We start from the raw sequence: 21,769 nt of genomic DNA, 5'->3' as shown, positions 1-21,769 counted from the left end.
GTCATGGCAGAGGCGGCCGACGAACTGAGCACGCCGCTTGGGCAGACGACCGTGGGCAGGACGCGCCGTTTTCGCCTGCCATTCACGGCGATGCAGGCGCTCGCCGTGCTGCTCGGGCTCGTGCTAGTCGGCTTTGTCGGCATCGCGCTGTTCAACGACAACCCGCTCGGCGGCGAACCGATCGCCCGTGTCACGCTCCGCAATCCCCCGCCCGCCGCCGCTGACGACAAGCACGCTCCGGCTGCCCAGGCGGCGGCCGAACCGGCGGCCAAATCCGCCGCCAAGGCGCCGGCCGCAGCCAGTGACGCCAGAACCGTCACCATCATCGACGGCTCCAGCGGCAAGCGCCAGGACGTGGTGATCGGCGCCGGCGATCCGGCCGACAAGGCCGATGGCGACGCGCCGCCGCTCGCGATGACCGGCATCGATCCGCGCCTGCTGGAAAAGTCACGCTATGGCATGATCCCGGTGGTCGCCGACGGCCTGAAGCCGTTTACGGTCTACGCGGCCGAAGCTGACCGCGCCAAGGCCGCCCGGATGCCGGTGGTCGCCATCGTGGTCGCCGGCCTCGGCGTCGGCGCCGCCAAGACCACCGACGCCATCATGAAGCTGCCGCCGGCGGTGACGCTGGCCTTCACGCCCTATGGCTCCGATCCGGGCAAGCTTGCGGAACGCGCGAGGGGCCAGCGCCACGAGATCCTGCTGCAGATCCCGATGGAGCCGTTCGACTATCCCGACAACGATCCCGGGCCGCAAACCCTGCTGACCACGCTGAGCAGCGAGCAGAACCTCGACCGCTTCTATTGGCACCTGAGCCGCCTGCAAGGCTATGCCGGGATCGCCAATTTCATGGGAGGCCGATTCGTTGCAGCCGATCCCGTGATGCAGCCCATCGTCCGCGAAGCGGCCAAGCGCGGCCTGAGCTATTTCGACGACGGTTCCACTCCGCGTAGCGTCGCGCAGACCCTCTCCGCGGGCCAGTCATTGCCGTTCGCCAAGGCCGATTTCGCCATCGACGCGGTGCCGACGTCGGCGGAAATCGACCGCGCGCTGGTCAAGCTGGAAACGATCGCGAAGGAACGCGGCACGGCGGTGGGCGTCGCCTCGGCGTTGCCGGTCTCGATCGAGCGGCTCGGCGCCTGGCTCAAGACACTCGACTCCAAGGGCATTATGCTTGTGCCATTGACAACGGCGATGCTGAAATCAAAATCGGGCTAAAGATCAATCCGTTGGTGTTGCGCGAGACCTTGCCGGGGGGCCGGGTCGGGCGGCGCCGGAACTGTGCGAGGTAGCGGCAGCATGGCACGTTATGAAGACCTGCCCTATCGAACCTGCGTCGGCATAATGCTGCTGAATACAGCGGGGCTGGTCTTCATCGGACGCCGAGCGGGCGGCATCGAGCATGTCGACGACGCGCATGTCTGGCAGATGCCGCAAGGCGGCGTCGATCCCGGCGAGGATACGTTTCAGGCCGCGCGGCGCGAGCTCTATGAGGAGACCAGCATCAAGTCTGTGGAGAAGCTCGGCGAGGTCTCGGACTGGTTGATCTACGATATCCCGCGCACCGTCGCGGGCCGCGCCTGGAAGGGCCGCTATCGCGGACAGCGGCAAAAGTGGTTCGCGTTGCGCTTCACCGGCAATGAGAACGAGATCAACGTCGCCAATCCGGGCGGCGGCCACAAGGCCGAGTTCATCACCTGGCGCTGGGAGCCGATGAAGAATCTGCCGGAGCTGATTGTGCCGTTCAAGCGTCCGGTCTATGAGCGCGTCGTGAAGGAATTTGCCGGTCTCGCGGCCAAGTAACCGGCCGGGTAGACGCGCGACGTAGCCACCGAGATGTCATCAGATAAGCCTTATCGCCCCAATGTGGGCATCGCGCTGTTCAATGCCGACGGACGCGTGCTGATCGGCCACCGGATCAAGGACGATGGTCCGGAGATCGTGTTGCCCGGCCTCGAATGGCAGATGCCGCAGGGCGGCATCGACCCCGGCGAGGATCCGCGCCAGGCTGTGATGCGCGAATTGTGGGAGGAGACCGGGGCGGTCAACGCCGACTATCTCGGCGAGACCGACTGGATGACCTACGAATTCCCCGCCTATGACGGGCCGGCATCGCACCGGTTGGCCAAATTCCGCGGTCAGCGGCAGAAATGGTTTGCGTTGCGCTTCACCGGACGCGACGAGGAGATCGATCCATTGACGCCGCGCAACGGCCAGCCTGCTGAATTCGATCGATGGCGCTGGGAGCGCCTCGATCGCGTTGCCGATCTCGTGGTGCCGTTCCGCCGCGACGTTTATCGCGCGGTCGCGACCCGGTTCGCGGAATTCGCCGGCTGATCCTGCGGCGGAATGCGCCGCGCGTCGCCCGGCGTCATGCCGTAGGTCGAACGGAAGACGCGATAGAAGGTCGCGATGCTGTCGAAGCCGCACGAGAACGCGATCTCGTCGATGCTGCGCTCCCGTACCGCGTAGAGCGCACGCCTCGCCGCCTTCAACCTTGCCGCCGTCAGCGTTCGCGCAAATGACAGGCCGGTCGGCTCGAACAGCGCATGCAATTGCCGCAGCGAGATGCCGAGCTCGGCGGCAACCGCGGCCGGCGTGAGCGAGGCGCGATGCAGGTCGCGGAGCAGAATTTCGCGGGCGGCATGGAGGTAGCCCGCATGCAGCGCGGCACGGATTTCATCCTGGCGTGGCCGCAGGCGGCCGCGCGCGAGCAGCGCCAGGCGCACCATATGCGCAACATCGCCAGCGCACTGCCCGGCTTGCGCGAGATCTCGCGTCATGGAGCGGAACATAGCGCCGACAAGCCGGGTCAGGCTCGCATCGCGCGCCAGCGCGACCGGCGGCGCGTCCTCGATCCGCGCGCCGAGCACGAGCTCGTCGGTGGCCGGGATCTTGAGGCTGAAGAAGTCAAAGCCATCGGTCCGTTCGGGCGTCGAGGCAAACGGAAGATTGGAATGGCCGAACACCAGGTCTCCGTTGCGGACGAACTGGACGCGATCGCGGCCGATATTCATGTGGCCGGGGCCGCGCACCTGCCAGGCGAGATGCAGGCTGCTGCTCGGAACGCGCGCGATGTCGGATGCGGTCCGGCTGACACGGTAGGAGGAGGCCGACATTTGCGCCAGCACCGCACTGCCCACCGGCGTCGCGGAGAAGCGCCCGCGGAAATCGGCCCTCTTGTCGCGCTCGAGTTCGATCGTGACCCCGAACAGGCTCTTGCCCCGCACCTCGCACCAGTGCTCGAAACGATCCTGCGGGCGGAGAGCATCGGTAGAGAAAGTCAGCACGGCAGCTTGTCCGTTATGTCAGGAATGAAATCGCGACGCGGTCGGGCCAAATCGTCATCGCGCTGCAGCTTGTCATTTGTGCACGATCACTGCTGTAAGCTGCTTCACATATTTGCAGGTCGTTCGTTCGGGCCGACCGCGAAGATGCCGACTTGTCGAGAAGAGGCGAGCCGCCGCAGCGTCTCTTCCTCATCGTCGGCAACCAATCGGCTCTGACCTGCAATATCGGCCGCGAGGATCGCTGCGACCTGCGCTTCATGAATACCAGTCCCGGAACCCAGATATGCCGGGGAGAATGCCGCCAGACGATGCCGCGCGCAATAAGCATCGAACGCTCGCCAGGGCGTGGCGAGCGTTGAATTATTCAAGCCTTTGCAGGCGATGATCGAAAAAAGTGTGAGCTATTCCACTAAGGGGGTCGGCTCACTCGACGCAAAGGCGCGATCGCCGGTCAGCAACCGCGCCCTAGTGCATAGCCGTCGTGTTGAGCTCTTGCTGGATGCTCTTGAAGTGGTCGAGCCGTTCGATCGCGTGGTCGAGCTCGGAGCCCTCCTTCTCGGCGAGCTTCTCCTGCATCTCGTTGATCGTCTCGGCGAACTTCGCGCGATCGATGTCCGCAAGTGCGGTCGCGACGTCGGCGAGCACGGTGAGGCCCTTGTCCGAGACTTCGGCGAGGCCGCCGAGCACGATCACCTTCTCGCGCTTGCCGGCGGTCGTGATTGTCAGGATGCCCGGACGAACCGTGGCGATGACCGGAGCGTGTCCGGCGAGCACACCGAAATCACCCTCCACGCCGGGGACGTCAACCTGATCGACCTCGCCGGAGAAGGCGAGCTTTTCGGGAGAGACGAGATCGAAGTGGAAGGTGGCCATGGTCTTTCCGTTCTTTGCGCGCTCACCCGCGGGCTCAACCCGCGGGTCCATCAGTCAAAATACTTCGCGTGCGATGGATCGCCGGATCAAGTCCGGCGATGACGACATCCCAAAGCTTAGGCGGCTTCAGCCGCCAGCTTCTTGCCCTTCTCGACGGCTTCTTCGATGGTGCCGACCATGTAGAACGCCGCTTCCGGCAGATGGTCGTACTTGCCCTGGCAGAGATCGCGGAAGCCCTTGATGGTGTCGGCGAGGTCGACGAACTTGCCCGGCGAGCCGGTGAAGACTTCGGCGACGTGGAACGGCTGCGACAGGAAGCGCTCGACCTTGCGGGCGCGGGCCACCGTCAGCTTGTCCTCTTCCGACAGTTCGTCCATGCCGAGAATGGCGATGATGTCCTGCAGCGACTTGTAACGTTGCAGGATCTGCTGGACCATGCGCGCGGTGTTGTAGTGCTCGTCACCGACGACGAGCGCCGACAGCATGCGCGAGGTCGAGTCGAGCGGATCCACCGCCGGATAGATGCCCTTTTCCGAGATCGCGCGCGACAGCACCGTGGTGGCGTCCAAGTGCGCGAACGAGGTGGCGGGCGCCGGGTCGGTCAAGTCGTCGGCCGGCACGTAGATCGCCTGCACCGAGGTGATCGAGCCCTTCTGGGTGGTGGTGATGCGCTCCTGCAGCGCGCCCATGTCGGTCGCGAGCGTCGGCTGATAACCCACCGCCGAAGGAATACGGCCGAGCAGCGCCGACACTTCCGAGCCCGCCTGGGTGAAGCGGAAGATGTTGTCGACGAAGAACAGCACGTCCTGGCCCTGGTCGCGGAAATGCTCGGCGACCGTCAGACCGGTCAGACCGACGCGGGCGCGGGCGCCCGGCGGTTCGTTCATCTGGCCGAACACCAGTGCGCACTTCGACTTCACGCTCGGATCCGGATTGTGCGGATCGGCGTTGACCTTCGATTCGATGAACTCGTGATAGAGGTCGTTGCCCTCGCGGGTGCGCTCGCCGACGCCGGCGAACACGGAGTAACCGCCGTGCGCCTTCGCGACGTTGTTGATCAGCTCCTGAATCAGCACGGTCTTGCCGACGCCGGCGCCGCCGAACAGACCGATCTTGCCGCCCTTCGCGTACGGAGCAAGAAGATCGACGACCTTGATGCCGGTGACGAGAATTTCGGCTTCGGTCGACTGGTCGGTATAGGTCGGCGCTTCCTGATGGATGGCGCGCAGGCCGTCGGACTTGATTGGGCCGGCCTCATCGATCGGCTCGCCGATGACGTTGATGATGCGGCCCAGCGTGCCTTCGCCGACCGGCACCCGGATCGGTTCGCCGGTGTCGGTCACTTCCTGGCCGCGCACGAGGCCCTCGGTGATGTCCATCGCGATGGTGCGGACGGTCGATTCGCCGAGATGCTGCGCGACTTCGAGCACCAGGCGGTTGCCGCCGTTCTTGGTCTCAAGCGCGTTCAGAATCGCCGGAAGGTGGCCTTCGAACTGCACGTCGACCACGGCGCCCGTGACCTGGGTAACGCGACCGATCTGATTGGCTGCTGTAGCCATGGACTGTTCTCCTTCGAAATCTGCCTTAGACCGCCTCAGCGCCGGAGATGATCTCGATCAGCTCCTTCGTGATCTGGGCCTGACGGGTTCTGTTGTAAATCAGGGTTTGCTTGCGAATCATCTCGCCGGCATTGCGGGTCGCGCTGTCCATCGCGCTCATCTGCGCGCCATAGAACGAGGCGTTGTTCTCGAGCAGCGCGCGGAAGATCTGCACCGCGAGGTTGCGCGGCAGCAGGCTGCCGAGGATCTGGTCCTCTTCAGGCTCGTATTCGTAGGACGTGGAGGGCGCCGCATTGGCCGCGGGCTCAGCCACCTCTAGCGGGATGATCTGCTGCGCGGTCGGGATCTGCGCGATCACCGACTGGAAGCGCGAGTAGAACAATGTGCAGACATCGAACTCGCCGGCCTCGAACCGAGCCAGCACCTTGTTGGCGATGTCCTCGGCATTGACGAAACCGATCTGGCGCACCGAACGCAGGTCGAGGTGCTCGACGATGCGCTTCTCGAACGTCCGCCGCAGCTGCTCGTAGCCCTTGCGGCCGACGCAGAAGAATTTGACTTCCTTGCCCTGCGCGAGCAGCGCGTTCGCCCGTTCGCGCGCCAGGCGCACAATGGCGGAATTGAACGCGCCGGACAGGCCGCGCTCGCCGGTGCAGACCAGAAGCAGGTGCACCTGATCGTTGCCGGTGCCGGCAAGCAGCGCCGGCGCGCCGGGCGTGCCGTTGGCTGCCGCGGCGATGTTGGAAATCACCGCATCCATCTTGGTGGCATAGGGCCGCGCCGCTTCGGCGGCGTTCTGCGCGCGGCGCAGCTTCGAGGCTGCGACCATCTGCATGGCCTTGGTGATCTTCTGCGTCGCCTTGGTCGAGGCGATGCGGACCCGCATGTCTTTTAGTGACGCCATTCTTCGTTCACCCCGGCGATCCGACCACAATGGTCAGATCGCAAGCCTCCGTTCGTCACGCCCGGCGGCGAGCCGGGCGACGCCCCATTCGTTATGCAAACGTCTTGGCGAAGCCCTCGACGGCCGTCTTGAGCTTGGCGGCGGTGTCGTCGGACAGATCGCGGCTGGTGCGGATCGCATCGAGGATGTCGGCGTTCTTGCCGCGCAGCAGCGACAGCAGACCGTCCTCGAACGCCTTCACCTTGTTGAGCGGCAGCGGATCGAGATAGCCGTTGGTGCCGGCCCAGATCACGCAGACCTGCTCTTCCATCTTCAGCGGCGAGAATTGCGGCTGCTTCAGGAGCTCGGTCAGGCGCGAGCCGCGGTTGAGCAGGCGCTGGGTCGAGGCGTCAAGGTCCGAACCGAACTGCGCGAACGCCGCCATTTCGCGGTACTGCGCGAGCTCGCCCTTGATCTTGCCGGCGACCTTCTTGGTCGCCTTGGTCTGCGCCGACGAACCGACGCGCGACACCGACAGACCGACGTTCACGGCGGGACGGATGCCCTGGAAGAACAGGTCGGTTTCCAGGAAGATCTGGCCGTCGGTGATCGAAATCACGTTGGTCGGAATGTAGGCCGACACGTCGTTGGCCTGGGTTTCGATGACCGGCAGCGCCGTCAGCGAGCCCAAGCCATGCTCCTTGTTGAGCTTGGCGGCGCGCTCGAGCAGGCGGGAATGCAGGTAGAACACGTCGCCCGGATACGCTTCGCGGCCCGGCGGACGGCGCAGCAGCAGCGACATCTGGCGATAGGCGACGGCCTGCTTCGACAAGTCGTCATAGATGATCACGGCGTGCATGCCGTTGTCGCGGAAGTATTCGCCCATGGTACAGGCGGTGAACGGCGCGATGTACTGCATCGGCGCCGGATCGGACGCGGTGGCCGCGACGATGATCGAGTATTCCAGCGCGCCCTGCTCTTCGAGCACCTTGACGAACTGCGCCACGGTGGAGCGCTTCTGGCCGATCGCGACGTAGACGCAATACAGCTTGAGGTTTTCGTCCGGCTGAGCGTTGAGCGGCTTCTGGTTCAGGATGGTGTCGAGTGCGATCGCGGTCTTGCCGGTCTGACGGTCGCCGATGATCAGCTCGCGCTGGCCGCGGCCGATCGGGATCAGCGCATCGATCGCCTTGAGGCCGGTGGCCATCGGCTCGTTCACCGACTTGCGCGGAATGATGCCGGGCGCCTTGACGTCGACGCGCTTGCGTTCGGTGGCCTGGATCGGGCCCTTGCCGTCGATCGGGTTGCCGAGCGCGTCGACGACGCGGCCGAGCAGGCCCTTGCCGACCGGCGCGTCCACGATCGCGCGGGTGCGCTTGACGGTCTGGCCTTCCTTGATCTCGCGGTCGGCGCCGAAAATCACGATACCGACGTTGTCGGTTTCGAGGTTGAGCGCCATGCCGCGCGTGCCGTTCTCGAACTCGACCATTTCACCGGCCTGAACGTTGTCGAGACCGTAGACGCGGGCGATACCGTCACCGACCGACAGCACCTGGCCAACTTCGGTGACCTCGGCTTCCTGGCCGAAATTCTTGATCTGGTCCTTGAGGATCGCAGAAATTTCTGCGGCGCGGATGTCCATCAGCCTGCCTCTTTCATCGCATTCTTGATCGAATTGAGTTTGGTGCGAAGCGAACTATCCACCATGCGGCTGCCGAGCTTGACCACCAGGCCACCAATAATGGAGGGATCGACCTTCACGTTGAGCGCGACGTCCTTGCCCGTCACTGATTTCAGTGCGGCCTTCAGCGCGTCGAGATTCTTGTCACTGAGCTGCTCGGCGACGGTGACTTCCGCAGTCGCCTCGCCCTTGAACTTCGCCACCAGCGCGCGATAGGCGCGGATCACATCGGCAACGGCGAACAGCCGGCGATTGGCGGTGAGCACCTTGAGGAATTTGGCCGACGTGCCGGCGATGCCGGCCTTGTCGAGCACCGCGGTCAGCGCCTTGAGCTGGGCGTCGGCGGCGAACACCGGGCTGCGGACGAGGCGCTTGAGATCGGCGCTCTCGTTGAGCAAGGCCTCGAACTTGTCGAGGTCGGCCCGGACTTGATCGACGGATTGCTCGTCGCGCGCCAACTCGAACAGGGCCGTTGCGTAACGACCGGACACTCCCGAAACGGACGGATCTTCAGCAGCCACGAGCTCGCTCTTTTTTGCTGTCAAATTCGCAAGGGAAAAACCGTCGCCACCAAAGCAGCGCCTAGCGATCCAAGCCCTTGGAATTCAAGCGGGACTTCGATTTTCGACCGGCACAGGACGTGCCGGGACCGTTAAAATCGCGGCTTTGCTAACATAGCAATCGCGCAGGTGCAACATGACGGCATCGTGAGTGCCGCCTTGTCGCATGCGCTTTTTGCCGACCGCAGCCGGCGGCCGAATCGAGAAAATTTGGCGCGCGGAAATTCGGCGCGCCGGGCCCGATTCGCGTCGCCGCGATTTTGTTCCATCGAAATTTGCATAGGCCTATGGCCGAGCGCGCAGGGAACCCCGAACGGGTTGCGGTTTCATTTGGCGATTACTTACCGAAAACTTACCGTCGCCTCGATAATCAGTATTGGAAAGTATATTGCTCGTTAAAAATTGGTTAAATAGCAAGATTACGGAACCTCGATCGACTACCCCAAGGCGGTAACAAGATATTTCAGCACGAGATAATCCGGATTTACTGCCCAATTCGTGCCTCATTGGGAAACCAAACGGCCTTGGTCAACGAAGGGACGGGGGTTCCACTTGCCGTGTTAGCGGCAATACTGTCTGAGGGTCTTATCAATGCTGAATATCAAGAAGGCGGCGGGCAATGTAACCCGCTCGCGCACGGCGCTTGCTTTTGTAGCCGCAACTATTCTGGTCGGGGGCAGCGTGACCGAGGCGTCCGCGAAGTCCCGGCACCACCATCATCGCCACCACCATCATCACCACGCCCGCGCCGAAGGCTCGTCCTGGCGCGACGCCAATGCATCGATCCAGCCGTCCGGCGGTCACTCGTTCTCGGGGATGGCCTCCTTCTACGGCAATGAGTCGGGCAGCCGCACCGCTTCCGGCCAGCGCTTCAACCAGAACGCCATGACCGCGGCCCACCGCTCGCTGCCGTTCGGCACCAAGCTCCGCGTCACCCATGGCGGCCGCAGCGTCGTCGTCACCATCAACGATCGTGGCCCGTTCATCCGGGGCCGCGTGCTCGACCTCTCTACTGGCGCAGCCCGCGCCATCGGCCTGACCGGTGCCGGCGTCGGCCGCGTCACCGCTGAGGTCGTCTCGTAAGCGCGTTCAGTAAGCGTTGCGTTGCGTAACGGCCGCGAGGCCTGCTTCGCGCCAAAAAGGCCTGCCGTCGCAAATGACGGCAGGCTTTTTCTTTTGCGGGCTCAGTAGAGCGCGATGACTCCTCTTCTATCCATCATCCCGCTCTACTTCTTTGTCTTGAGCATGATCTTGTCGGAAAACCGCGATACACTTTTCCGGATCATGCTCTACAGGAAGCTCTGCGGATCGACGTCGACCTCGAGCTTCAGATTGCCCTTGGTCTTCGGACCCGCCGCCAGCCATTCGCGCAGATATTGCGACAGGTCGACATTGCGCAGCGACTTCACCAGCAGGCGGAAGCGGTAGCGGCCCTTGATGACGGCGAGCGGCGCCTCGGCGGGCCCGAGCACCTGGATCCGCTCATCGAGCGGCGCCACCGCGGCGAGCTTGCGGGCAAAACCTTCCGCGGTCGGACGGTCGCCGGCGGAGACGATCAGGCTCGCCAGCCGGCCGAACGGCGGATAGCCGGTGCGCTCGCGAATCTCGATCTCGCTGGCATAGAACGCCTCGCGGTCATTGGCGATCAGGGCCTTGATCACCGGATGCTCCGGCTGGTGGGTCTGCAGAAAGCCGACGCCGCGGCCCTGCTCGCGGCCGGCGCGGCCGACCACCTGGTTCAGCAGCTGGAACGTCCGCTCGGCGGCGCGCGGATCGCCATTGCTCAGGCCGAGATCGGCGTCGATGACGCCGACCAGATTGAGCCGCGGGAAGTTGTGGCCCTTCGCCACCAGCTGGGTGCCGATGATGATGTCGACGCGGCCCTCGGCGATATCGTTGAGCTCGCTTCGCATGGTCTCGATCGAGGTGATGAGATCGCTCGATAGCACCATCGTCCGTGCCTCGGGGAAGATGTGGGCGGCCTCTTCCTGCAGGCGCTCGACGCCGGGACCGACCGCGACCAGCGATTCCTCGGCCGCGCAATGCGGGCAGATATTCGGGCGCGGCATCGAGAAGCCGCAGTGATGACAGACCAGCCGCTGCCGGAACCGGTGATCGACCAGCCAGGCGTCGCAGATCGTGCAGGCGAAGCGGTGGCCGCAGGCGCGGCACAGCGTCAGTGGCGCATAGCCGCGGCGGTTGAGGAACAGCAGCGCCTGCTCGCGGCGCTCGATCGCATGGCGAATTTGCTCGGCCAGCACCGGCGAAATGAAGCGGCCGCGCGGCGGCGGCGCGCGGCGCATGTCGATCGCCTCGATATGCGGCATGTGCTGGCCGCCGAACCGCGACGGCAGCGCGACGCGCTGGTAGCGTCCCTTGCGCGCATTGACCTCGCTCTCGACCGACGGCGTGGCCGAGGCCAGCACGATCGGGATCCTGGCGATATGGGCGCGGACCACCGCCATGTCGCGCGCGTGATAATGCGCGCCGTCGTCCTGCTTGTAGGCCTGGTCGTGCTCCTCATCGACGATGATGAGGCCGAGATCGGCATAGGGCAGGAACAGCGCCGAGCGGGCGCCGACCACGACCGGCGCCTTGCCCTCGGAGATCGCGGCCCAGTTTCGCGCGCGCGTGCGCGGCGTCAGCTCCGAATGCCATTCCAGCGGCCGCACCCCGAAGCGCTGCGCGAAACGGTCGAGGAACTGGCCGGTCAGCGCGATCTCCGGCATCAGGATCAGCGTCTGCTTGCCGCGACGGATATTCTCGGCGATCGCCTCGAAATAGACTTCGGTCTTGCCGGAACCGGTGACGCCGTCGAGCAGCGCGACGTGAAAGCTGCCGCTCGCAGCCAGCGTCCGCATCACGTCGACGGCGCTGCGCTGCTCGCGCGAAAAATCCGGCTGCGCGTAGGAGGGATCCGGAACGGGCGGCGGTGCCGGCGGGGGCATCGCCTCGACCGTCAGGGTGCCTTCGTCGACCAGGCCGTCGATCACGCCGGAACTGACGCCGGCCTCCCGCGCCGCCTCCGACTTGCCGTGCAGCAACCGGTCCGACAGCACCTCGATCACCCGCCGGCGCGCCGGCGTCAGGCGCCGCGGCGGCTCGCCGACCAGCCGCACGCCGAGCCGCGTCCGCTCTGGCCCGAGATTGTCGCCCATCCGCAGCGTCATCCGCAGCACCATGCCGCGCGCCGACAAAGTGTAATTGGAGACCCAGTCGACCAGCTGGCGCAGCTCCGGCTTCAGCGGTGGAACATCGAGCTTCTCGCTGACGTCCTTGAGCCGGTTGTGCAGCCGCGGATCCGGATTGGCGTTTTCCGCCCACACCACCGCAACGACCTCGCGCGGCCCGAGCGGAACGCCGATCACGTCGCCCGGCACAAGCTCCATGCCGCGCGGAACGCGGTAGGAATAGGTCTGGTTCAGCGCGACAGGCACCAGCACGTCGACGACACGAGTCGTCGATGCAGAGGATGGGCCGGGGCGCGTTGTGTGGTCCATTAAGTCAGAGCCTTGGATTCCGAACGTTGCACCGGGCTAGCACCGCCCTGCGGTCTTAGCGATCGGTAAACGAAGGCAGTGCGATATAATCAGGAGAATCGCAGCGCCAATAGCCCTTAACAGATGGCCCGGACCGATCAGCCCATCCCACCGCTCGAGCTCGACTGCGCCGACGCATCGGTCACGCAGGAGATGACGCGCTGGCTGTCGCATCTGCGCGCGGAACGGCGGCTGTCGCCGAAGACGCTCGAGGCCTATGCGCGTGATGTACGCCAATGCCTGGCGTTCCTGGCCGGGCACTGGGGCGCTCGCGTCACACTCAAGGCATTTTCCGCGCTCGAGGCAAGCGATGTGCGCGCCTTCATGGCGGTGCGCCGAACCGACGAGATCGGCGGGCGATCGCTGATGCGGGCGCTGGCGGGCCTGCGCTCGTTCGGACGCTTCCTGGAACGCGAAGGCAAGGGCAAGGTCGGCGCGCTCTCGGCGATCCGCGCGCCCAAGGTGGCGAAGAGCCTGCCGAAGCCGATTCACATGGAAGCAGCGAAGCGCTTTGCCGATGCCGACGAGCGCGCGGACGAGACCCGCGAGACCTGGATCCTGGTGCGTGACGCCGCCGTCATGGCGCTGCTCTATGGTTCGGGCCTGCGCATCTCCGAGGCACTGGGGCTGAAGCGCCGCGATGTGCCGAACCCCGGCGAAGGCGACGTGCTCGTGGTGACCGGCAAGGGCAACAAGACCCGCATGGTGCCGGTGCTGCAGAACGTGCTGCAATTGATCGCGGACTATGCCGCGATCTGCCCGCATCAGCTCAGCCCCGCGGGGCCGATGTTCGTCGGCGCGCGCGGCGGCCCCTTGAGCCCGCGCATCATCCAGCTCACCATGGAACGGCTGCGCGGCGCGCTCGGCCTGCCCGACAGCGCAACGCCGCATGCGCTGCGGCACTCCTTCGCCACGCATCTGCTCAGCCGTGGCGGCGATCTGCGCGCGATCCAGGAATTGCTCGGCCACGCATCGCTGTCGACCACGCAGATCTACACCGGCATCGACAGCGAGCGCCTGCTCGAAGTCTATCGCTCCGCGCATCCGCGCGGCTAAGCACCCGGGCCTGGATTCAAAATAAAGCGCGGGCTTTGGCCCGCCGTCATGCGCCGTTCATCTTCGGACGGCTACTCCAAACCGCCCGACCCTTGCCTTGTGCGCCGCATTCGGCAATCGTGGCGCGGTCGCATCCGGAGGGGAATCATGAGCGCACATGAAAGTATGGAGCACGCGGAGCATGCCGAGCATGCTTCGGGCGAGAACAAGAAGATCGCGCTCCTGATCGCCGTGATCGCCCTGTGCCTGGCGCTGTCGGAAACGCTCGGCAAGGGCGCCCAGACCGAATCGATCAGCAAGAATGTCGAGGCCTCCAACCTGTGGGCCTTCTTCCAGGCCAAGAGCATCCGCCGAACCGCGGTGCAGACCGCGGCCGAACAGGGCAAGCTGAACCTCGCGACCACCACCGACGAGGCGGCCAGGGCCGCGCTGCAGAAGCAGATCGACGACTGGCAGAAGACCGCGGCGCGCTATCGCTCGGAGCCGGAAACCGGCGAGGGTTCAGAGCAGCTCTCCGAACGCGCCAAGCACGCCGAGCATGAGCGCGACGAGGCCACCGCGAAATATCATCATTTCGAGCTTGCCTCGGCCGCCTTCCAGATCGCCATCGTGCTGGCATCGGCGACCATCATCACGGGTATCCTCGCGCTCGCCTGGGTGTCCGGCCTGGTGACGCTCGCCGGCATCGTGATGACGGCGCTCGGCCTGTTCCAGCCGCACTTGCTGCATCTGCATTGAGGAGGCAAGACTCCGCTTTGTGACCGTCATCCTGAGGAGCGCGCCCTTGCGCGCGTCTCGAAGGATCGACGGCCACCGGCCGGGCCGTTCATCCTTCGAGACGCGCTACGCGCTCCTCAGGATGACGGAGCTCAAGATCTTGATCAAAGAGGCTTGCTGGTCTGATGCACGCTTTTGCGGAAGCGCGCGATCACGCGCAGCGTGCGGGCCGCCCAGCCCTCGCCGTCGCCGCTGATCATCTCGCGAATGCGTCGCTTGATCGGCTCGACCAGCGCCGTGGCCTTGGCCCGCAGTGCCATCACGAAATTATAGAGCGCCTCGAACCAGGGCATCTCCAGCAGTTTCGGCCGCGTCACGTCGAACAGGAAGGCCGTCACGCCGACACCGACGAACTTGGCGAACAGGATCAGCGAGACCGCACTGAACCAGTATTGGTTCGCGAGCAGCCAGAGCCCGATCAGCTTGAGCGGAAACAGCGGGATGACCGGCACGACGAAGACGATCAGCGTCATCGCCGGCGACAGCGAATCGACCCGGTCGGCAAACCATTGCTTGAGCGCGCGGAGCGGAATCCACGCGACCACCCGCGCCACGATCGGCTCGAGGTGGTCCCATAGCCAGGCCTCGACCAGGAAGACGATCGCAAGCAGGACCCAGAACGGCTGAAGCAGGCGGCGCAGCATCGCTATGATCTCAACCCGGCTGACGCCGGACGTTCGATCATCACATATGGATGGCGCGCTTGCCCACCGCAAGCGCGGCTTCCTTGATCGCTTCCGAACGGGTCGGATGCGCGTGGCAGGTGCGTGCCAGATCCTCGGCCGATCCGCCGAATTCCATCAGGACGCAGGCTTCATGGATCATTTCGCCGGCTTCGCGGCCGACGATGTGGACGCCAAGCACCCGATCCGTCTTCGCATCTGCGAGAATTTTCACGAAGCCGTCGGTGGTCTGATTGACCTTGGACCGGCCGTTCGCCGTGAACGGGAATTTGCCGACGGTGTACGCGACGCCGGCCTGTTTGAGCTCTTCCTCGGTCTTGCCGACCGACGACACTTCCGGCGTGGTATACACAACACCTGGAATGACGTCGTAGTTCACATGGCCGGCCTGGCCCGCGATGATCTCCGCGCAGGCAACGCCTTCGTCTTCCGCCTTGTGCGCGAGCATCGGCCCGGCCACGACGTCGCCGATCGCGTAGATACCCTTCACGTTGGTCGAGAAGTGCGCGTCGATCTCGACGCGGCCGCGATTGTCGAGCGCGACGCCGGCCTCCTTCAACCCGAGGCCCTCGGTGTAGGGTACCCGGCCGATGCAGACGAGCACGACGTCGGCTTCGATGGTCTCCGCAGCGCCGCCGGCGGCCGGCTCGACCTTGACCTGCAGGGTCTTGCCGGAGGTATCGACCGCGGTGACCTTGGCGCCGAGCTTGAAGACGAAGCCCTGCTTCTCGAGCATGCGCTGAAATTGCTTTGCCACCTCGCCATCCATGCCGGGCAGGATGCGGTCGAGGAATTCCACGACCATGACGTCCGCACCGAGACGCCGCCAGACCGAGCCAAGCTCGAGGCCGATCACCCCCGCGCCGATGATCAACAATTTCTCCGGCACCTTCTCCAGCGACAGCGCGCCGGTCGACGACACGATGCGCTTCTCGTCGATGTCGATGCCCTTCAGGCGGGCGATATCGGAGCCGGTGGCGATCACGATGTTCCTGGTCTCGACGGTCTCGGACTTGCCGTCCCCGGAGACCTCGACCTTGCCGGCACCGAGGATCTTGCCGGTCCCCTTGAGCACGTCGATCTTGTTCTTCTTCATCAAGAACTCGACGCCCTTGACGTTGCCGTCGATGCCCTGCTGCTTGAAGTTCATCATCGCGGGCAGATCGAGCTTCGGCGCCGGGACGCTGACGCCCATCTTGGCGAAGGAGTGCGCGGCTTCCTCGAACATCTCGGAGGCGTGCAGCAGCGCCTTCGACGGCATGCAGCCGACATTGAGGCAGGTGCCGCCCAGCGTCGCGTCCTTCTCGACGACGGCGACCTTCATGCCGAGTTGCGCCGCGCGGATCGCGCAGACATATCCGCCCGGGCCGGTGCCGATGACGACGAGATCATAAGAAGCCATGATGGAAGGTCCTGTAGCTAAGCTCTGTGACAATTACGCGGGCGCGATCGTGTCCGCGGACCGCCGCCCGCTCTTGATCGTGTGCTAGCGACCGCCCGACACGTCGAGGATCGCGCTGGTGACATAGGAAGCCTCGTCCGAGATCAGCCAGACGATGGCGTTGGCGATTTCATCGGCCGTGCCGACACGCTTCATCGGCACCATATGGGCAAGCCGGTGCGCGCGATCGGGCTCGCCGCCCGCGGCGTGGATGTCGGTGTCGATCAGTCCCGGCCGGATGCCGGCGACGCGGATGCCCTCATTCGCGACTTCATAGCCGAGGCCGATCGTGAAGGAATCGATCGCGCCCTTGGACGCGGCATAGTCGACATAGGTGTTGGGGGCGCCGAGCTTCGCCGCGACCGAGGAGAGGTTGACGATGACGCCGCCCTTGCCGCCGTGCTTGGTCGACATGCGCTTCACCGCCTCGCGCGCGCACAGGATGCTGCCGGTGACGTTCACTGCCATCATCTGCTGGATACGCTCGGCCGACATCTCGTCGACGCGCACGCCGCTCTTGCCGACGATGCCGGCATTGTTGACGAGAGCGCCGAGCGTGCCGAAGCCGTCGGCCGCCTTGAACAGCGCCAGGATGTCCTGCTCGCTGCCGACATCGCATTTCACCGCGATCGCCTTGCCGTTTTTGGCCTCGATCGCGGCGACGACCTCGTCCGCCGCGGTCTTGTTGGATGCATAGCCGACCACGATGCGATAGCCGCGCGCGGCGGCAGCGAGCGCGGTGGCGCGGCCGATGCCGCGGCTGCCGCCGGTGATGACAACGACCTTATCCGTCACTTTGATCCCCAAATGTGAGCACCCAACAGATCGCGGCGCCCGAGCCGATCGGACGCCACGCGCGATACGACCTTAGAGGTCCAGCACCAAGCGGGCCGGATCCTCCAGGCTCTCCTTGACGCGCACCAGGAAGGTGACCGCTTCCTTGCCGTCGATGACGCGATGGTCGTAGGACAGCGCCAGATACATCATCGGGCGCACCTCGATCTTGCCGCCGACGACCATCGGCCGCTCCTGGATCTTGTGCATGCCGAGGATGCCGGACTGCGGCGCATTCAGGATCGGCGTCGACATCAGCGAGCCGTAGATGCCGCCATTGGTGATGGTGAAGGTGCCGCCCTGCATCTCGTCGATCTTGAGCTGGCCGTCGCGGGCGCGGCGGCCGTAGTCGGCGATCGACTTCTCGATCTCGGCGATCGACTTGTGGTCGCAGTCGCGCACCACAGGCACCACGAGGCCGCGGTCGGTGCCGACCGCAACGCCGATGTGATAGTAGTTCTTGTAGATCAGATCAGAGCCGTCGATTTCGGCGTTGACCGCCGGAATGTCCTTCAGCCCCTGCACGACCGCCTTGGTGAAGAAGCCCATGAAGCCGAGCTTCGAGCCGTGCTTCTTCTCGAACGTGTCCTTGTAGAGGGCCCGCAGCTTCATCACCTCGGTCATGTCGACCTCGTTGAAGGTGGTCAGCATCGCGGCGGTGTTCTGCACGTCCTTGAGGCGGCGCGCGATGGTCTGGCGCAGCCGCGTCATCTTCACGCGCTCCTCGCGCGCGGCATCGTCCGCCGGCGAGGGCGCACGAACCTGCACGGCGGCGGCCGGCTGGTTGACCGGGGTCGGCGCCGAGGCGGCCTTCTCGATCGCGGCCAGCATGTCGCCCTTGGTCACGCGGCCATCCTTGCCCGAACCGGGAACGGTGGACGCATCGATGCCGCTTTCGGCGGACAGCTTGCGGACCGAGGGTGCCAGCGGCGCATCCGCCGGCGGCGCCTTCGGCGCGGCGGCAGCAGCCGGCGCAGCAGCGGGCGCTGGCGCGGCGGCCTTGGCGGGAGCAGGAGCAGCAGCAGCAGCGGCAGCGGGCTTGGCCGCGGCCGCGCCGTCATTGATCTGGCCAAGCAGCGCGCCGACGGCGACGGTCTCGCCATCGTTGGCGATGATCTCGCCGAGCGTGCCGGCGACCGGCGCGGGCACCTCGATCGTGACCTTGTCGGTCTCCAGCTCCACCAACGGCTCGTCCACCGCGACGGCTTCACCGGCCTTCTTGAACCAGCGGCCGATCGTGGCCTCGGTCACGGATTCGCCGAGCGTTGGAACGCGAATTTCAGTCATGGTCTTTTCCTCGATAACCTTGCGGTCGCAAAATTTGCGGTCGTGAAACTGTCCACCACCGCCCGCCAAAGCGAGCGATCCGGTACTCCGTGACGACAGCACTTCTGCTGGATGACGCGGGATACCGGATGCCCCGCTTTCGCGGGGCATGGTCAATGAAGGTCGTTAGTTCAGTGCGTCGTCGAGCAGCGCCTTGAGCTGCGCCAGATGTTTCGACATCAAGCCAGTCGCGGTTGCCGCCGATGCCGGACGGCCGGCATAGCGCGGACGCTTGTTGGGTGCGTGGATCTGGTTGAGCACCCATTCCAGATAGGGCTCGATGAAGTGCCAGGAGCCCATATTGCGCGGCTCCTCCTGGCACCAGACCACTTCGGCGTTCTTGAAGCGGCCGAGCTCCTGCACCAGCGCCTTCAGCGGCACCGGATAGAGCTGCTCGACGCGCATCAGATAGATGTCGTCGATGTCGCGCTTCTCACGCTCCTCATAGAGATCGTAGTAGACCTTGCCGGAGCACAGCACGACGCGGCGGATCTTGTCGTCCGGCACCAGCTTGATCTTCTCGTCCGGCAACATCTGCGCGTCATCGTACAGGATGCGGTGGAACGTGGCGTTCTTGCCGAGTTCCTCGAGCTGCGACACGGCGCGCTTGTGGCGCAGCAGCGACTTCGGCGTCATCAGGATCAGCGGCTTGCGGATTTCGCGATGCAGCTGGCGCCGCAGCACGTGGAAGTAGTTCGCCGGCGTGGTCGGATTGACCACCTGCATGTTGTCTTCGGCGCACATCTGCAGGTAACGTTCGAGGCGCGCGGAGGAATGCTCCGGTCCCTGCCCTTCGTAGCCGTGCGGCAGCAGGCAGACGAGGCCCGACATGCGCAGCCACTTGCGTTCGCCCGACGAGATGAACTGGTCGAACACCACCTGCGCGCCGTTGGCGAAGTCGCCGAACTGCGCTTCCCAGAGCGCCAGCGCGTTCGGCTCGGCCAGCGAGTAACCGTATTCGAAGCCGAGCACCGCCTCTTCCGATAGCAGCGAGTTGATGACCTCGTAGTGGCCGGTGTCTTCGCCGCCGAGATGGTTGAACGGCGTGTAGCGGCTCTCGTCCTCCTGGTCGATCAGCACCGAATGGCGCTGCGAGAAGGTGCCGCGCTCGGAATCCTGCCCGGACAGGCGCACATGATGGCCTTCCTGCAGCAGCGTGCAGAACGCCAGCGCCTCACCGGTGGCCCAGTCGATCCCGACACCGCTGTCGATCGCCTTGGCGCGATTGTCGAGGAAGCGCTGGATGGTGCGGTGGACGCGGAAACCGTCCGGCACCTTGGTGATCTTGCGGCCGATGTCCTTGAGCACCGTAAGGTCGACGCCGGTGACGCCGCGGCGGGCGTCTTCTTCCTGGTCGGCGATCTTGAAGCCCGCCCACTTGCCGTCGAGCCAGTCGGCCTTGTTCGGCTTGTAGCCGGCGCCGGCTTCGAGCTCGGCGTCGAGCCGCGCGCGCCAGTCGGCCTTGGCCTTCTCGACCTCGCCCTCGGTCAACACGCCGTCAGCGACCAGCCGCTTGGCGTAGATCTCCAGCGTTGACGGGTGAGAAGCGATCTTCTTGTACATCACCGGCTGGGTGAACGCCGGCTCGTCGCCCTCGTTGTGGCCGTGGCGCCGGTAGCAGAACATGTCGATGACGACCGGCTTGTGGAATTTCTGCCGGAATTCGATCGCGACCTTGGCCGCGAACACCACGGCCTCCGGATCGTCGCCATTCACGTGGAAGATCGGCGCATCGATCATCTTCGCCACGTCGGACGGATAGGGCGACGAGCGCGAGTAGCGCGGATAGGTGGTGAAGCCGATCTGGTTGTTGACGATGAAGTGCAGCGAGCCGCCGGTGCGGTAGCCCTTCAGATCCGACAGGCTGAAGCATTCCGCCACCACGCCCTGGCCCGCGAACGCCGCGTCGCCATGCATCAGCAGCGGCAGGACGGAGATGCGCATATCCGGCGGATCGCCGTGCTGGTCCTGCTTGGCGCGCACCTTGCCCATCACGACCGGATCGACGATTTCCAGATGCGACGGATTTGCCGTCAGCGACAGATGGATGTTGTTGCCGTCGAACTCGCGGTCCGAGGAGGCGCCGAGGTGATACTTGACGTCGCCGGAGCCCTCGACATCGTCGGGATTGGCGGAGCCGCCCTTGAACTCATGGAACAGCGCGCGGTGCGACTTGCCCATCACCTGGGTCAGCACGTTGAGGCGGCCGCGATGCGGCATGCCGACCACGATCTCCTTCACGCCGAGATTGCCGCCGCGCTTGATGATCTGCTCGAGCGCCGGGATCAGCGATTCACCGCCGTCGAGGCCGAACCGTTTGGTGCCGGTGAACTTGGTGTCGCAGAACTTCTCGAAGCCGTCCGCCTCGATCAGCTTGTTGAGGATCGCGCGGCGTCCCTCGGGCGTGAACGAGATCTCCTTGTCCGGCCCCTCGATGCGCTCCTGGATCCACGCCTTCTGCGCGGCGTTGGAGATATGCATGAACTCGACGCCGAGCGTCTGGCAGTAGGTGCGTTCGCAGATCTGCACGATCTCGCGCAGCGTGCCGTATTCGAGGCCGAGCACGTGGTCGAGGAAGATCTTGCGATCGAAGTCCGCCTCGGTGAAGCCGTAGGAGCGCGGATCGAGCTCCTCGCGGTCGCGCGGCGCCTCGATGCCGAGCGGATCGAGCTTGGCGTGGAAATGGCCGCGCATGCGGTAGGCGCGGATCAGCATCAGCGCGCGAACCGAATCGCGGGTGGCCTGATGGACGTCGGCATCGGACAGCTCGGCGCCCTTGGCCTGCGCCCTGGCCGCAAGCTTGGTGCCGACCGCCTTCTCGACCTGGGCCCAGTTGCCGTCGAGCGCGGAGGTCAGCTCATCGCGCGGCGTCACCGGCCAGTTGTCGCGGCCCCACGAGGCGCCCTCGGCGTTCTTCTGGACGTCGGTCGGGGCGTCCTTCAGGCTTTTGAAGAAATCCTGCCATTCGGCGTCGACCGACGACGGGTCCTGCTCGTAGCGGGCGTAGAGGTCGTCGATGTAGGCGGCGTTGGTGCCCTGCAGGAATGATGAGAGTGCAAAAGCGGCGTTCGCGTCTTGGCGAGACATGGGCAGTCCTGGTGATTTTTTCGGTTCGCGCGTAGGAGACGGCGCTGATGCCGGTCTGGAAGTGCGCCGGCTGGATTGATACCCTTTACCCCATCTAGGACAGATATTCCTGCCTAAAAGAACTAATAAATGAATTTATTTTCATTTTTTATTGATCGGCATTTTGGCGACAAAACGCAA

The 21,769-nt window shown here is 64.9% G+C and carries 19 protein-coding genes; 6 read left to right on the top strand and 13 right to left on the bottom strand.

What is annotated here, in order from left to right; all coding sequences use genetic code 11:
* Nucleotides 1-3 precede the first annotated feature (3 nt).
* The 3 genes from AC1VNY_RS24430 to AC1VNY_RS24420 all read left to right on the top strand — a co-directional run bounded on the left by AC1VNY_RS24430 (nucleotide 4) and on the right by AC1VNY_RS24420 (nucleotide 2,337).
* A complete protein-coding gene (locus AC1VNY_RS24430; RefSeq protein ID WP_482407083.1) occupies nucleotides 4-1,218 on the top strand; it encodes a divergent polysaccharide deacetylase family protein in 1,215 nt (404 codons plus the stop codon).
* Nucleotides 1,219-1,299: 81 nt separating this feature from the next.
* A complete protein-coding gene (locus tag AC1VNY_RS24425) occupies nucleotides 1,300-1,803 on the top strand; it encodes an RNA pyrophosphohydrolase (protein WP_076864732.1) in 504 nt (167 codons plus the stop codon).
* A 33-nt stretch (nucleotides 1,804-1,836) separates the two neighbouring features.
* Nucleotides 1,837-2,337: an RNA pyrophosphohydrolase gene (locus AC1VNY_RS24420; RefSeq protein ID WP_482407082.1), complete on the top strand. Its 501-nt coding sequence runs from the start codon at nucleotides 1,837-1,839 to the stop codon at nucleotides 2,335-2,337.
* On the opposite strand, the gene AC1VNY_RS24415 is transcribed toward AC1VNY_RS24420, so the two are convergent.
* The 7 genes from AC1VNY_RS24415 to AC1VNY_RS24385 form a co-directional block, all read right to left on the bottom strand.
* A complete protein-coding gene (locus AC1VNY_RS24415) occupies nucleotides 2,295-3,290 on the bottom strand; it encodes a helix-turn-helix domain-containing protein (protein ID WP_482407081.1) in 996 nt (331 codons plus the stop codon). The two genes, AC1VNY_RS24420 and AC1VNY_RS24415, sit on opposite strands and share 43 nt — an antisense overlap.
* Nucleotides 3,291-3,394: 104 nt before the next feature.
* Nucleotides 3,395-3,658 carry a hypothetical protein gene (locus tag AC1VNY_RS24410; RefSeq protein WP_482407116.1) on the bottom strand — a complete coding sequence of 88 codons (264 nt, stop codon included), beginning with the start codon at nucleotides 3,656-3,658 and terminating at the stop codon, nucleotides 3,395-3,397.
* Nucleotides 3,659-3,755: 97 nt separating this feature from the next.
* On the bottom strand, nucleotides 3,756-4,163 hold the full coding sequence (locus AC1VNY_RS24405; RefSeq protein WP_028336321.1) for a F0F1 ATP synthase subunit epsilon: 408 nt from the start codon (nucleotides 4,161-4,163) through the stop codon (nucleotides 3,756-3,758).
* Between the two features lie 116 nt (nucleotides 4,164-4,279).
* Nucleotides 4,280-5,722 carry a F0F1 ATP synthase subunit beta gene (gene atpD, locus AC1VNY_RS24400; RefSeq protein WP_016843821.1) on the bottom strand — a complete coding sequence of 481 codons (1,443 nt, stop codon included), beginning with the start codon at nucleotides 5,720-5,722 and terminating at the stop codon, nucleotides 4,280-4,282.
* Nucleotides 5,723-5,747: 25 nt separating this feature from the next.
* Nucleotides 5,748-6,626 carry a F0F1 ATP synthase subunit gamma gene (locus tag AC1VNY_RS24395; protein ID WP_253588518.1) on the bottom strand — a complete coding sequence of 293 codons (879 nt, stop codon included), beginning with the start codon at nucleotides 6,624-6,626 and terminating at the stop codon, nucleotides 5,748-5,750.
* Between the two features lie 91 nt (nucleotides 6,627-6,717).
* Entirely contained in the window at nucleotides 6,718-8,247 is a 1,530-nt protein-coding gene (atpA, locus tag AC1VNY_RS24390; RefSeq protein ID WP_028340804.1) for a F0F1 ATP synthase subunit alpha, read from the bottom strand.
* Nucleotides 8,247-8,807: a F0F1 ATP synthase subunit delta gene (locus AC1VNY_RS24385; RefSeq protein WP_028340805.1), complete on the bottom strand. Its 561-nt coding sequence runs from the start codon at nucleotides 8,805-8,807 to the stop codon at nucleotides 8,247-8,249. The genes atpA and AC1VNY_RS24385 overlap by 1 nt, the downstream gene beginning before the upstream one ends.
* Before the next feature lie 630 nt (nucleotides 8,808-9,437).
* Here AC1VNY_RS24385 and AC1VNY_RS24380 point away from each other — a divergent pair.
* On the top strand, nucleotides 9,438-9,929 hold the full coding sequence (locus AC1VNY_RS24380) for a septal ring lytic transglycosylase RlpA family protein (RefSeq protein ID WP_016843825.1): 492 nt from the start codon (nucleotides 9,438-9,440) through the stop codon (nucleotides 9,927-9,929).
* A 206-nt stretch (nucleotides 9,930-10,135) separates the two neighbouring features.
* Here AC1VNY_RS24380 and AC1VNY_RS24375 read toward each other — a convergent pair whose 3' ends face one another.
* Complete coding sequence (locus AC1VNY_RS24375) at nucleotides 10,136-12,346, bottom strand: primosomal protein N' (RefSeq protein ID WP_482407080.1); 2,211 nt, start codon at nucleotides 12,344-12,346, stop codon at nucleotides 10,136-10,138.
* Nucleotides 12,347-12,469: 123 nt separating this feature from the next.
* Here AC1VNY_RS24375 and AC1VNY_RS24370 point away from each other — a divergent pair, with 123 nt between their 5' ends.
* A complete protein-coding gene (locus AC1VNY_RS24370; RefSeq protein WP_482407079.1) occupies nucleotides 12,470-13,441 on the top strand; it encodes a tyrosine recombinase XerC in 972 nt (323 codons plus the stop codon).
* A gap of 147 nt (nucleotides 13,442-13,588) precedes the next feature.
* Nucleotides 13,589-14,179 (top strand): DUF4337 domain-containing protein, encoded by a 591-nt coding sequence (locus AC1VNY_RS24365; RefSeq protein WP_026192099.1) that lies wholly within the window; start codon nucleotides 13,589-13,591, stop codon nucleotides 14,177-14,179.
* Between the two features lie 143 nt (nucleotides 14,180-14,322).
* Here AC1VNY_RS24365 and AC1VNY_RS24360 read toward each other — a convergent pair whose 3' ends face one another.
* The 5 genes from AC1VNY_RS24360 to AC1VNY_RS24340 all read right to left on the bottom strand — a co-directional run bounded on the left by AC1VNY_RS24360 (nucleotide 14,323) and on the right by AC1VNY_RS24340 (nucleotide 21,589).
* Nucleotides 14,323-14,862, bottom strand: coding sequence for a hypothetical protein (locus AC1VNY_RS24360; protein ID WP_482407078.1), 540 nt, complete (start codon nucleotides 14,860-14,862; stop codon nucleotides 14,323-14,325).
* A 40-nt stretch (nucleotides 14,863-14,902) separates the two neighbouring features.
* Entirely contained in the window at nucleotides 14,903-16,303 is a 1,401-nt protein-coding gene (gene lpdA / locus AC1VNY_RS24355) for a dihydrolipoyl dehydrogenase (protein ID WP_482407077.1), read from the bottom strand.
* 84 nt (nucleotides 16,304-16,387) lie between these two features.
* Complete coding sequence (locus AC1VNY_RS24350; RefSeq protein ID WP_038384688.1) at nucleotides 16,388-17,137, bottom strand: SDR family oxidoreductase; 750 nt, start codon at nucleotides 17,135-17,137, stop codon at nucleotides 16,388-16,390.
* A gap of 72 nt (nucleotides 17,138-17,209) precedes the next feature.
* Nucleotides 17,210-18,463 (bottom strand): 2-oxoglutarate dehydrogenase complex dihydrolipoyllysine-residue succinyltransferase, encoded by a 1,254-nt coding sequence (gene odhB, locus AC1VNY_RS24345; RefSeq protein ID WP_482407076.1) that lies wholly within the window; start codon nucleotides 18,461-18,463, stop codon nucleotides 17,210-17,212.
* Nucleotides 18,464-18,628: 165 nt separating this feature from the next.
* Nucleotides 18,629-21,589 carry a 2-oxoglutarate dehydrogenase E1 component gene (locus AC1VNY_RS24340; RefSeq protein WP_482407075.1) on the bottom strand — a complete coding sequence of 987 codons (2,961 nt, stop codon included), beginning with the start codon at nucleotides 21,587-21,589 and terminating at the stop codon, nucleotides 18,629-18,631.
* Nucleotides 21,590-21,769: the final 180 nt, after the last annotated feature.

It is taken from the genome of Bradyrhizobium ferriligni (genome assembly GCF_056837965.1).
Note: the sequence above shows the minus strand (reverse complement) of the source record. Positions and strands in the feature narration are given on the sequence as shown.

Excerpts from the sequence above, each read along its gene's own strand:
- AC1VNY_RS24365 (WP_026192099.1), top strand. The coding sequence starts at position 13,589 with ATGAGCGCACATGAAAGTATGGAGCACGCGGAGCATGCCGAGCATGCT.
- AC1VNY_RS24395 (WP_253588518.1), bottom strand. The coding sequence starts at position 6,626 with ATGGCGTCACTAAAAGACATGCGGGTCCGCATCGCCTCGACCAAGGCG.
- AC1VNY_RS24420 (WP_482407082.1), top strand. The coding sequence starts at position 1,837 with ATGTCATCAGATAAGCCTTATCGCCCCAATGTGGGCATCGCGCTGTTC.
- odhB (WP_482407076.1), bottom strand. The coding sequence starts at position 18,463 with ATGACTGAAATTCGCGTTCCAACGCTCGGCGAATCCGTGACCGAGGCC.
- AC1VNY_RS24340 (WP_482407075.1), bottom strand. The coding sequence starts at position 21,589 with ATGTCTCGCCAAGACGCGAACGCCGCTTTTGCACTCTCATCATTCCTG.
- AC1VNY_RS24380 (WP_016843825.1), top strand. The coding sequence starts at position 9,438 with ATGCTGAATATCAAGAAGGCGGCGGGCAATGTAACCCGCTCGCGCACG.
- AC1VNY_RS24370 (WP_482407079.1), top strand. The coding sequence starts at position 12,470 with ATGGCCCGGACCGATCAGCCCATCCCACCGCTCGAGCTCGACTGCGCC.
- lpdA (WP_482407077.1), bottom strand. The coding sequence starts at position 16,303 with ATGGCTTCTTATGATCTCGTCGTCATCGGCACCGGCCCGGGCGGATAT.
- AC1VNY_RS24425 (WP_076864732.1), top strand. The coding sequence starts at position 1,300 with ATGGCACGTTATGAAGACCTGCCCTATCGAACCTGCGTCGGCATAATG.
- AC1VNY_RS24405 (WP_028336321.1), bottom strand. The coding sequence starts at position 4,163 with ATGGCCACCTTCCACTTCGATCTCGTCTCTCCCGAAAAGCTCGCCTTC.
- AC1VNY_RS24360 (WP_482407078.1), bottom strand. The coding sequence starts at position 14,862 with ATGCTGCGCCGCCTGCTTCAGCCGTTCTGGGTCCTGCTTGCGATCGTC.
- atpA (WP_028340804.1), bottom strand. The coding sequence starts at position 8,247 with ATGGACATCCGCGCCGCAGAAATTTCTGCGATCCTCAAGGACCAGATC.
- AC1VNY_RS24430 (WP_482407083.1), top strand. The coding sequence starts at position 4 with ATGGCAGAGGCGGCCGACGAACTGAGCACGCCGCTTGGGCAGACGACC.
- atpD (WP_016843821.1), bottom strand. The coding sequence starts at position 5,722 with ATGGCTACAGCAGCCAATCAGATCGGTCGCGTTACCCAGGTCACGGGC.
- AC1VNY_RS24375 (WP_482407080.1), bottom strand. The coding sequence starts at position 12,346 with ATGGACCACACAACGCGCCCCGGCCCATCCTCTGCATCGACGACTCGT.